This is a genomic window from Methanospirillum hungatei, assembly GCF_020216685.1.
GTDB lineage: Archaea > Halobacteriota > Methanomicrobia > Methanomicrobiales > Methanospirillaceae > Methanospirillum > Methanospirillum hungatei_B.
Genome location: NZ_JAIWNS010000086.1, coordinates 1 through 10,000, shown reverse-complemented (window position 1 = coordinate 10,000; position 10,000 = coordinate 1). Strand labels below are relative to the sequence as shown.

General features: G+C 42.5%; 9 protein-coding genes. 3 read left to right on the top strand and 6 right to left on the bottom strand.

What is annotated here, in order from left to right:
- A partial coding sequence (locus tag LDL35_RS05240) for a S8 family peptidase (protein ID WP_304020168.1) occupies window positions 1-1,242 on the bottom strand: 1,242 nt, incomplete at its 3' end.
- Window positions 1,243-1,366: 124 nt separating this feature from the next.
- Entirely contained in the window at window positions 1,367-1,600 is a 234-nt protein-coding gene (locus tag LDL35_RS05235; protein ID WP_304020167.1) for a hypothetical protein, read from the bottom strand.
- A gap of 142 nt (window positions 1,601-1,742) precedes the next feature.
- Here LDL35_RS05235 and LDL35_RS05230 point away from each other — a divergent pair, with 142 nt between their 5' ends.
- Window positions 1,743-2,417: a hypothetical protein gene (locus tag LDL35_RS05230; RefSeq protein ID WP_304020166.1), complete on the top strand. Its 675-nt coding sequence runs from the start codon at window positions 1,743-1,745 to the stop codon at window positions 2,415-2,417.
- Window positions 2,418-2,668: 251 nt separating this feature from the next.
- Here LDL35_RS05230 and LDL35_RS05225 read toward each other — a convergent pair whose 3' ends face one another.
- Window positions 2,669-4,228 (bottom strand): ATP-binding protein, encoded by a 1,560-nt coding sequence (locus LDL35_RS05225; protein WP_304020164.1) that lies wholly within the window; start codon window positions 4,226-4,228, stop codon window positions 2,669-2,671.
- Between the two features lie 555 nt (window positions 4,229-4,783).
- On the opposite strand from LDL35_RS05225, the gene LDL35_RS05220 reads away from it, so the two are divergent.
- Window positions 4,784-5,695, top strand: coding sequence for a restriction endonuclease (locus LDL35_RS05220; RefSeq protein ID WP_304020162.1), 912 nt, complete (start codon window positions 4,784-4,786; stop codon window positions 5,693-5,695).
- Between the two features lie 464 nt (window positions 5,696-6,159).
- A complete protein-coding gene (locus tag LDL35_RS05215) occupies window positions 6,160-7,029 on the top strand; it encodes a hypothetical protein (RefSeq protein WP_304020161.1) in 870 nt (289 codons plus the stop codon).
- A gap of 127 nt (window positions 7,030-7,156) precedes the next feature.
- Here the strand turns inward: LDL35_RS05215 and LDL35_RS05210 are convergent, their stop codons facing one another.
- The 3 genes from LDL35_RS05210 to LDL35_RS05200 all read right to left on the bottom strand — a co-directional run.
- A complete protein-coding gene (locus LDL35_RS05210; RefSeq protein ID WP_304020171.1) occupies window positions 7,157-8,611 on the bottom strand; it encodes a hypothetical protein in 1,455 nt (484 codons plus the stop codon).
- Window positions 8,612-8,647: 36 nt separating this feature from the next.
- The gene (locus LDL35_RS05205; RefSeq protein ID WP_304020160.1) at window positions 8,648-9,649 is read right to left on the bottom strand and encodes a VIT and VWA domain-containing protein; all 1,002 of its coding nucleotides are present in this window, start codon (window positions 9,647-9,649) and stop codon (window positions 8,648-8,650) included.
- 47 nt (window positions 9,650-9,696) lie between these two features.
- Window positions 9,697-10,000 (bottom strand): helix-turn-helix domain-containing protein (locus LDL35_RS05200; RefSeq protein WP_369694884.1); only part of this gene is annotated, 304 nt, incomplete at its 5' end.

Below are 10,000 nucleotides of genomic sequence, written 5' to 3'. Positions count from 1 at the left end.
GGATTTCGTCGTGCTGTAAATGCTTACTCCCGGAGCAGCAATATCGACTGAACTGGTCCCATAATTGGAGAACGTAGCCAGAGTGTCGTGATAGGTGGAAGCTGCAACTGAAATGATCTGTGAACTTGGATATGCAGCCGGATACTGGGGAGTGATATCAGAGTTTGCACCAGCATTCCCCGCTGCACAGATAAAGAGGGCAGAAGAGGAGTCTATCGCCTCCTTAAGAGCAAGGGACTCTCCCGGCCCGCTGAATGAACAGGAGATGATGGGGACTCCTTTCTGGGTTGCATACAGGATTGCCGAGATAGCATCGGATGTGTACCCTGATCCCTTCGAGTCAAGGAACTTCAAAGGCATGATCTTTGCATTCCAGCTAACCCCGGTCACGCCGATGCCATTGTTCCCGACGGCTGCCATGGTCCCGGCACAATGTGTCCCATGTCCGTTATCATCCATGGGATCATTATTTTTTGAGACAAAATTCCAGCCCCTGATATCGTCAATATAGCCATTTCCATCATCATCAGCCCCATTTAAAAACTCACCCGGATTTTGCCAGATATTCGAAGCAAGATCAGGGTGGGAATAATCAACGCCGGTATCAATGAGCGCTATCACAACCGATGATGATCCGGTTGTCGCCCCCCAGGCTAACGGAGCCTTGATATCTGCCCCTGATTTTCCATAAAAGGGGGCTTGTCCGGTATTTTCAAGGCCCCAGAGCTGGGAATACCCAGGATCATTCGGCCACCCCGCTCCTGCCGCCCGAAAACTCTGGGCCTGAATCGGAGCAGATGTCCCGGTTTTTTCAATCGGACTGAGGGATATCTTGTAATCAGGTTCCACGTACAGGACATCGGGATTTGTTTCATAGACCTCCATTGCACGTGTAAGGCTTGTTCCAGTCACCTGTACGACCTGCATTCCCATCGCTCCGCTTGTGCCGAGATCACGAACTACCCGTGAGCCAGCCTCAGCATTTGCCATCGCCTGTACCGACATCATGGCAGACTGGCTTTTCACCGATTCTGGTTTATACCGGACAATAAGCCGGTCAGGTGCATATTCTTCAGATACCTGGATCGTATTCTGATAATTCTGACCTGAAATTTGCTGGATCCATCGATTATCAGGAAACCAGGTATCAGACGGTCCTGCCAATACAGATGGTATCAGGAGACATAGCAGGATACTTATTCCAATTCCTGCATATCGGAGATTTTTTTCTGAAAAATTCATGGATACTCCCCCGCAGAAGATATGAATACCAGATATCTGATGTACTGAATCATGAAGTTTCTTCACCGGTCAGAAGAAGCTTCATAAGGAGCAATTGGCTTGAAAAAAAGTATCTGAATTATTTTCACTTCATATACCACTGACCGCCAGGGCCCTCTACCCAACACGGGAACACTGGATTCCATTTATTTTCAGCAACCGGATGAAGCATTTCAAGATACAAAGCAGTCAGATTTTTTCTCTTTCCGGCTGCCATATACAGAACTCCCTGTTTACGTAACAAGGGTTTATGAATATCTCCGGTAGAGAAATCCTGGGGGTGTGCCAGGAAGGTATTGGTATTCTGTTCTGTATCCATGGAGATATTCGTTATCTCAATCAGAGATGTCAAATCTCTTTCAGAACCATTCAATATAAGAACTGCTTTCATCGGATTGGTTTTCTATGAAGAGAGACCTGAAGAAATACTCTTTTCAATATGAGCATCCAACACTCTTTTCATGGCTAAACAAGCTGCTGCACCCGGAACCTGTTACATCTGCAAAGAACCGATAACCAAGCGGACCGCAATAACACATCTGAAGAAAATACACGCTGAAGAGTCAGGAGATATCCGATATGCCATAATGGTTGATACCCCAAGATCTTCTCCATACTGGATGGTTCTCCTGGTCAAACCTGACGCAACGCTGGATGATCTTGATGAATCCCTCCGGGAGATCTGGGTTGAATGTTGTGGTCATTTAAGTGCATTTCGTATCAACGGAACTGAGTATATTTCCAATTCTGAATCAGGTAATGACGATTTTTTTGGTGATACGAAATCAATGAAGGTAAAAATACAGAATGTTCTGATACCAGGGATGACATTTTCCTATGAATACGATTTTGGGACAACTACCGAACTCAGGCTGAAGGTTGCCGATTCCATTGCATGGCATAAGAAAAAGGAGAAGATCATTATGGCTGGCATGAATGATGCAATGGAATTCCCCTGCACGAAATGTGGGAAACCAGCCATTTATCATTATAATGAAGATGATGATTTTACTGTGCTGTGTGAGGACTGCAGTTCTGATGAAGGCCTGGACGAATGCTACCTGCTCCCGATATGTAATTCCCCCCGAACCGGTCTCTGCGGATATGAGGGTGGGAGATATGATGACCTTCCATGAAGTGTTTCTTCTGATGACCGAATAGGATTGAGAGGGATGTTCCCCGCCACCTCTCCAATTAAAATTATTGATACGTCTGCATGAGGGGCCCCCTTTTTGCAGCATATTTACCAGTTTTGAATTTTAGCAGGAAATATTGACTGAAAGTTAAAATAAAACCCATGTAACAGTTGTAACACGTGTAGCAGTTCTATAGGTACACAGGGTAATTTCTTTTTTACATCCTCTCACCATCCCCCGGGAGTGAAAATTTATACGGATCTTTGATCCCATTCGATTATATTACGGGTTTCAGGATCGAAAATGATTCCAATCTCCCATATCTTCAGACCCTTGGCTTTATATTTATCAGAATATCCTTTTCGCCTTAACTGCTCCAATGGTCTTTTTTCTCCGGTTGATATCTCTCTTTTCACTTTAAATTCAAATATCCATGCCGCATGAGCCGTAATTACCGTCAAATCGATGCGTCCCTTATTCGTAGTATCCTCTGCTATTACATGATATCCAAGACTTGCAAAAATTGTGTACATAATACTTGCATAATATCCCTCAAAAGATGATAATTGGTTTTTCCGGTACCATTCATACGAAATTGAAGCAAAGAATGAATGAAGAAGTTCTTTTAATCCCTCTCCATCTTTCTTCTCCAGAACCTCAAATAGCCTGCTTCGCATCCCGGATACAGGAAATCCGGATAAGGACTGACAGAATAACAGGTTTAATGATGTTCGCACTTCAATGTTCGGGTATCCTAACGTACATTGAAATCCACGGACCGGGTCAGAAGTCCAGTCTTTTATCGTCAGATATCCGGCCTGAAATAACAACGTCTCAACCCTTATATTATCAACATCAAAAGATCCAAGCAGATCTTCACCAGCTATCAATCCATCAAAATCGCCTGGGAACCGTGGATTTTTCTGCCATAATCTGATAAGAAAAGAAGGTGTACCGGTCTCAAACCAATATGAACGAAACATCTTCTTGGAAAAGAGCATTAAAATATCGAAGGGATTATAAACGGTCTGACCTGACCATGAATAGCCATTATACCACTCCCTGATCTCTTCAGGATTAAAACCGGCCAGGTATTCCCTGAATACCTCCTCAAGATCTTCATGGGTATATCCACAGATGGCAGAGTACCGGGGATCAAGGGTGATATCATCAAGGTTATTCAGGCCAGAAAAAATACCCGTTTTTGAGAATTTTGAGACCCCGGTGAGGAGAACAAATTTCAAATATGGGTCAAGATCCTTTAAAATGCCATAAAAACTTTTTAATTCATCTCGCAATATCCGAGTGGTTTCACTATCCTCTATTGCATCAAGAATTGGTTTATCATACTCATCAATAAGAACGACAACAGGCATCTGATAGGTTGCATAGAGGTTTTTTATCAGAAGATCCAATTGGAAACCGGGGGATAACGATTTATCATGATCTACATTATACCGTTCAGCCTCTCCAGAGAGTATATGTGTCAGATATTCACTCAGTTCATCAGCATTCCTGTTGATACGTTGTCCAAGACTTATCCTGACAACCGGGTACACACTGGAAAAATCCCATGATGCTTCCGGGGTGCTGAGATAAAGATCAAGAAAATATTCTTTTTTACCTGAAAAAGCATGATCGATGGTATCAAGCAGAAGGCTTTTTCCAAACCGCCGTGGCCGTGAAAGAAAGTAATATGATCCATTATCAACGAGCGATTGAATGAAACGTGTTTTATCAACATATGCATACCCACCGGTTCGAATCTTTTTAAAAGACTGGATACCGATTGGCAGTTTTAATCGTTCCATTTCGTATTATCATTACCACGTATATGCATATATAACATAATACCACAATGTGATGAGTCCTTTTTCAAAAAGAAAGATTTATTTTCCATCAGGTACGTAAAAATTTCATCGTTTCAATCCCAAACTATTCTGACCATTTAGGGTATAGGCGGAGATATTTTGTTTAATAGGATAAAAAATAGTAGATATCGAATATTAGCATCTTCATTAATCCCTAATATTAGTAATTATTAAGATGTACATTTTGGTTTATTTTTGTGAGAGGAGTGCAATTAAGGCGAATAAAAATTAATCCCTAATTATGTGTATAGTTTGGGTTCAATATGTCTCCTCTTGAAATATTAAAAAAATGGCAGGTCTCTTCCCTAGAGCTGCTACAAGTGTTACAACCGTTACATAGGCTTCAATTTAATATTAGACAATGCACATATTGTTTTTCATAAATTAAGCCTTTTTAATCAAAGATTAAAGATATCTTTATTGATGGACCCGTGAGGCTGTTGCACACCTATTTCGAATACCTTATTGGACATTGATACCAATATCCCTGAAGAAATGGCAGTTCCTGACTTTCAGACATTTATGCTTCCGGTCCTTTTAGCAGTAAAAGACGGAAAAGAACACTCGATTCAGGAGATTTATAGTCAAATAGCATCCTCATTTAACCTTTCTGAGGATGATCTCAATCAAAAACTACCCAGTGGAGTACAATCAACTTTTCATAACCGAGTCAGTTGGGCGAAGTCATATCTGAAAAAAGCAGGTTTAGTTACAACCCCTTCACGAGGGAAGGTTAAAATCACTGAACGAGGATTAGCAGTACTGAGTCAGAATCCAAAACGCATCGATCAAAACTTTCTCAAACAATTTCCAGAATTTTTGGATTTTAAAGACTTTCGAGCTGACAGTCATTCACCAATCAAAGGAGAATCAGATGTTCCAGAAAGTAACCTCACCCCACAAGAAATTCTTGAGAATAGTTATCAGGATGTTCGAAATAAACTGGTACATGAACTCTTATCACAAGTAATGAGTAGCTCACCGGAGTTTTTTGAGCGACTGGTGGTTGATCTTCTGGTCGCCATGGGGTATGGAGGGTCACGGAGCGAAGCCGGGGAGAGGGTTGGAAAGACTGGTGATGATGGGATTGATGGGATCATAAAAGAAGACAAACTGGGGTTGGATACCGTATGTATTCAGGCAAAAAGATGGCAGAATACTGTAGGTAGACCTGATATTCAGGCATTTGTTGGTAGTCTTGCAGGTAACCGGGCTCGAAAAGGAGTTTTTATTACCACTTCCCGTTTCTCTAAGGAAGCCTTGGAATACGTCCAGCGAATTGAGCAGAAGGTTGTATTGATCGATGGAGAGACATTAGCTGAGCTCATGATTGATCATAATGTGGGAGTTTCAGAGGAATCGCGGTATATTGTGAAAAAGATAGATATGGATTATTTTGAGGAGTGATCTTATTCTCATGAAAACCAGGATATCTATTATGTAAAAGGAGAGTGGATCTAAATTAAGGCTTTTTTAAAATTTAGAGCCCAAAATAGCGACATTATTATTCATCGAAAATGACTGTAGTAAAGAAAGGTAATTATCTCTCTAAATCGAAAAATACGAACAAAAACGAATTCAGCCAAAGGCCGCTATTGTGTTTTGGATGATGGACATATAAAGTATCGACTTTTATAAGATAGCACAATACCGGCCGGCTATGAGAAGATTTTTTCCTGTGAATTTAGTCTTAATTTTGTATATAATACCATATAATGACCCTAATACAAGACTATGAAGATTGATGAGGTATTCTGGTTGATCCCATCCTGAATATTCAGTACATTCTATAAGATACAATGATATTGTTGCACGCACATTCTTTTATGAAAGGTATGACCTATCTTCCTTCACCACAGGATATGCATTTCATGGACCTTGTCATGAACTACATCCTCTCATATAAAGAACATTATCAGATAAACCCTGACTCAATAAAGAAAACTACAAGAGTGACAAAAAAGACTGGCACAATCCAGGAAAACTCTAAAAATTTTTCTGAACTACGAAAACTCGCTCTCTCTGATAAAAAAGCAATTACTCAGTATGTTAATGAACACACCAAAGATTTTTCACCTGAGGATGCGGCCCTCATAAAAAGATTGGAATATGTCATCATTGGACGTTTCATTCTTATTTCGGTAAAAAAAGACTCTTTAACTATTCTCTACGCTGCTCCCAATGACATGTATCTTTTACAGGTAATACCCAGGACTTCTGATGCGATTGAATACTTCAAACTGCTTCCATTGCCGGTTATTGTTGATACAGCACTGTTCCCTTCAGATGGAAGAATTATTTATGATACACTTGAAGTGTTGAATATTTCAATAGGGTCTGGCATGGCTAAAAATTTAAAAGCCGATGCCAGAGCGGCAAAAGCTATGCATGGCATTATTACCACCCTTCCTATTCCCATTCCAAAAGAAGATCCAGATGCAGTACATCTTCGAGGATTGATGGTAAATAAGGAGTCGATCATTCAAAATTGGAACGAAATATTAGAGATTATAGCAAAAAAACCTATATTAAAGACCGAATATTATCAGATGCTTGGAAATGCATATGTCAGAATGCGGAGAAAGGAACTGAAAAATAACGAGATATATGGATGCTTTGCCTTATATGGATGGACCATCATAGCCGGAGGAAAGACAAAAACGATTACTGAAAAAGCGGTACAAAGTTTGTTGTCACCAGACAAACTTGACCGAGTCGTATTTTTTGAGGTGAAAAAGTAATACCTGGTTTAGTCTTCATTGCGGCATCCTCTTATGTCTTGCCAGGTGATGCAAAGATGGTACAATAAAAATTGACTTCAGGAAGTTCTCTCATGATGATACCATCCATTTCAATCCTGATCCGGTATCAAACATCATCCCCATTCCCGGTAGAAAAGGCTGAACTCTCATATAGATTTTCATCTCCGAGGAGCTGGAATTTTATCTCTTTCTTGTGCATGGTTTTATCAAGACCGGTGAGGACTATAGTTACCGTATCCTTTCCTGAACAGGAGATATGAAGAGGCCTGATCTCCCCATCGAGAAGATCACCAAGTTTTACCGATGCTACCGGTACAGACCGTGACCCAAGGTATATCAGAACCTGAATCTTTGTAAGTTCGGATAGGTTGTCATCAGTGATCACCTGAATACCCCGAATCTTACTCCATGAGGGAAGCCTGACTATCAGACGGTTTTCTGACTCTTCGGGATTCATCGGTATTGAGAAGGTGATACTTTTCGCACTCCGGGGAGTGGTACAGGTGGGAGGCGGAGAAGACATTATTTGAGAAGCCCGAGCCTGACGAGACCGGGCAATGAAGGGCGGTTCTTCTTCTAACAGAACCGATTCAAATACCGGGAGAGGTCGTTGAGATGCATTCGCCTTCTCACTGAAAACAGGCGCCATTCCATATTCCATCATGACATTTTCACATACATCCCATCCGGCTGGATATGCTGATGGGACGATAACAGATGCCTTTGCCGGACTTCCCGGACGGATACTAGTACAGACAAATGCGGTCCGCGAGGAAGGGACCCCATAACGGAGAGACTCATGCACAAGCAGATCATCAAGGAATAATCCGTTCATAGCATTTCCTTCAGGATAAAGGGAGGTCTGTTCTTTTTCATATCCAAGACTTTTCAGAACCAGCGATAATTCATTCTCTGAATAGAACCCTCCCTGGATCTGTTCCAGGTTCCGGATACGCAAGCTACCGAAGAGTTCACGAATTCCGGCTCCCGTAACCGGGATTATTATGCCTGATTCTCTTTCTTTTCCGGCTGCATCATGAAGTGTGACAGAGATTTCATCGCCGGTCAGGGGGATGCGAAATACGTCTGAATACACACCATATGGCAGACTTTTCAGAGGAATTGATCCATTTTTATACACAGTATCTCCAGATTCCACCAGATCGCGGTTTATGATGAGAGTGGGATCTCGGAGGTATGGCTGCTTCCATGCATCGAGTGCAGACTGTAATGCGGTCGTGATATCCAGTTCAGACGGATCAGATGTCAGGAACCGGGCTATTCCTTTACCTACCCGAACCAGTTCACGGACCAGGGGGGTGTTTGGCGATGCATCAATACATATCACCGATACCGATCGTGGATCTTTCCGTTTCTGCTCGTTCCGCACCATCCGGATGAGCCTTCCTTCATCGGTCACCTCTGCATCGGTGATGATGACAATATGACGGGTATATGCTCCCTTACTCTTGGGACTTGAAAGAGCCTGTTCCAGTACGATTCCAAGGTTCGTTCCTCCTGAATCCTGATTCTGTTTTAAAAATTCTAACGCAGCGTGAATAGACTGTTCTGTCCCAGGTATCGGGGATTTAGAGAGCTAGGAAGATGAATCATGAAAAATTCCCAGGTTGAAGTACTCATCAGGTTTTAAGGTTTTGAGGAGATTTTTCACCGTCCAGTCTGCTGCCTGCCATTTTGGCCCACTCATTGAGCCGGAATGATCCACCAGTATGATAAGTTCACGTTGTACCGGATCTTCATCCTGAACCATTGGGGAAGAGAAGGTTGTGAGAAGATATGCAGAATTTTCTTTTGGATGCTCTTCTACCTGACAGATAAACTGTGGTCGCTGGTCCTGTGGGGCGATACAGGTCAGAATAAAGTCACGGTCTGGTATTGCTTCAGTCTCCTGCAGGCTTACCCTGACCGAACCATCTTTCTTTTCTGTGATTATCTGATGACTTGGGCTTTTGATGGCGGGGTTTCCATTGACGATGAGATCTAATGTGAATATATGACCGGGATCAAGGATTTGTATCTGCGGATGGGCATTTTTCTGGGGAAGTCTCATCTCATCATCCCGGATATACCGGGGAGAGACCGTGAGAGGGATTCGGAATACCATCTCCGAAGTACCAATAATGGCATACTGGAGGAGTGAGATATCAACGGTTACCATGTTGTCTGGTTCAATTCCGGTGAGGTGAAGGGTGAATATATCAGGAGTCTCCCTGGTGACCAGGATTCCTTTTCTTCCCTCCTCGAATGCTCTGTGATACTCATCTTTGGCATCTTCCCGTTCTTTAAGAGTCGTCTTCAGTACCTCCTCCCCAAAAGAGACCTGAACGCCGGTAATGATTGCATCCCCCGGGAGTGGAAACCGGTATATCGCCTCTATAGTATGATGAAAGGTTGCTTTCTTAAATCCGAAGATTTGTGTGAGATGGAATTGTGCAAGAGGACCGGTTACCGTTCCCGAAAGCCTGGTCTGTTTCAGCGGGACAAAGAGTCGTTTTTTCTTGGTCGATTCGTCAATAACTTCAAGAGTGCCCATACCATCCGGCATGCTGTTCTCATAGATTACTGAATTCAATATCATGGCTTCACCCTGGGGGATTTTTCTCTTTATCCGGCTCCTTGCCGGATTCAGGTATCATCATCTTCTGGTGCAGGGTCTTTTGGAGAACCTTTTTTCATGTGAGGAGTGTACCGCTCATTCAGGAATACCTGGAGATCGATTTCGATGATCCGGTAGGCTTTTCCTATCTTTACCGCTGGTAATTCCCGACGCCGGATGAGATCACGGACAACTTCTTCTTTCACACTTAGAATTTTCGCAACATCCTCGGTTGAGAGAAAGTTCCCTTCTTTCAGGTCAAACTTCTTTCGAATCTGACGTTCTCTGGTGAGATCCGCCAGGTAGGAGGGATCTCCGGGTGTGAATTGCCAG

Bases quoted from the DNA above. Each gene is read 5' to 3' on its own strand.
- LDL35_RS05235 (WP_304020167.1), bottom strand. From the start codon at position 1,600: ATGGATACAGAACAGAATACCAATACCTTCCTGGCACACCCCCAGGAT.
- LDL35_RS05230 (WP_304020166.1), top strand. From the start codon at position 1,743: ATGGCTAAACAAGCTGCTGCACCCGGAACCTGTTACATCTGCAAAGAA.
- LDL35_RS05225 (WP_304020164.1), bottom strand. From the start codon at position 4,228: ATGGAACGATTAAAACTGCCAATCGGTATCCAGTCTTTTAAAAAGATT.
- LDL35_RS05220 (WP_304020162.1), top strand. From the start codon at position 4,784: ATGGCAGTTCCTGACTTTCAGACATTTATGCTTCCGGTCCTTTTAGCA.
- LDL35_RS05215 (WP_304020161.1), top strand. From the start codon at position 6,160: ATGGACCTTGTCATGAACTACATCCTCTCATATAAAGAACATTATCAG.
- LDL35_RS05205 (WP_304020160.1), bottom strand. From the start codon at position 9,649: ATGATATTGAATTCAGTAATCTATGAGAACAGCATGCCGGATGGTATG.